The sequence below is a fragment of the Salinicola sp. genome, from assembly GCF_982684285.1.
Genome location: NZ_CEXLVS010000447.1, coordinates 1 through 1,452 on the forward strand (window position 1 = coordinate 1; position 1,452 = coordinate 1,452).

Annotated in this window: 1 protein-coding gene; it reads left to right on the forward strand. The window is 41.1% G+C overall.

Features of this window, described 5'->3' with window-relative positions:
* Nucleotides 1-153: 153 nt before the first annotated feature.
* Nucleotides 154-1,452: OprO/OprP family phosphate-selective porin (locus tag AC3AYF_RS20930; protein WP_487780395.1), on the forward strand; the 1,299-nt coding region annotated here is incomplete at its 3' end.

Genomic DNA, 1,452 nt, shown 5'->3' on the forward strand with positions numbered 1-1,452 from the left:
GCCATTATTAAGTTGCCAGTTAAGGTTGAATTTAATTTCCATAATATGCACATGTAAACATATTTTGTTATTTGATATCAATGATAAACTGCTGATGTTTTGTAAATATATATGATCAATTAAGCCTATATATTTCTTGTAAGATAAATTTTAATGGAAGGGGTTCTGACCATGAACTTAAAAACAACCGCCGTCGCAGTAGCGATTTTGTCATTTTTGGCTATGCCCGCATATGCAGGATCTGAAATCGAAACACTGATTAATATGTTGCATGAGAATGGCATGGTCAGTGATGAACAATACGGTCGTTTAGTCGCCGAGTTAAAACAAAATCAGACCCAGGCCAATGAAGAAAAAGCAGAAGTGAAAAAACAATTGGCTGAAGCAACAAAACCTGCTGATGTTGAAGTAAAAGTGAAAGGCGGCATCACCGTTAAAACGCGGGACGGTAAGTTCAGCACAAAACTAGGTGGTCGAGTACAAGCAGATGCGGCGATCTACAGTGGTAACCCAGATATGGGTAACGGTACTGAAATTAGGCGTGCACGTCTGTATTTACAAGGAAATATGTATTACGACTGGGCTTATAAATTGCAATATGACTTTGCTAGTACGGGTGCAAATGGCAAGGGCATAGCTGACGCCTTTATTAGTTATGACGGCTTTGATAATTTGCAACTAAAAGTGGGTAACTTTAAAGATCCATTTATGTTGCAAGAGCAAACGAGCTCTAAATACACGCTGTTTACTGAACGTGCACTTCCATCGGCATTTTCTGCAGGTCGTCATATCGGTGTGATGGCCAGCACCAAACATAAACATTGGTCACTTGCTGGTGGTTTATTTGGTGAGTCTTTGACGACTAAAGGTAGTGATGAAGATGAAGGTTGGGGTGCGGGGGCACGGGCGACGTTTGCACCGATCAATGAAAAAACCAAGTTAATCCATTTTGGTGTAGGCATGAACTATCGTGATACTGGTGATAACGATGATTCAACACAATTTAAACAAACACCTGAAAGTCATGTCGCGGGCATTAATATTGTTGATACTGGCATTATTGCTGATGTGAATCATTATTTAAAAGTGGGCGTCGAAGCAGCCGCAACTTTTGGTTCTTTGCATGCTCAAGCTGAATACATTACTACCTCAGTTAACCGCAACAGTGGCAGTGATTTAGACTTTGATGGCTGGTATGTGCAAACGGGTTATTTCTTTACCGGTGAGTCACGTAACTATAAAAAAGGTGCATTTGGCGGCGTGACACCAAAAGGCATCGTGGGTGAAGGAGGTATTGGCGCGTGGGAGTTTGGCCTCAGAAATAGCAGCTTAGATTTATCAGATTCAGATATTGATGGTGGTGAAGTTGATTCCATGTCGGCAGCATTAAATTGGTATCCAACGCCCACCTTACGTTTCTCAGCGAATTATGTTGAGGTACTTGATGTAGAT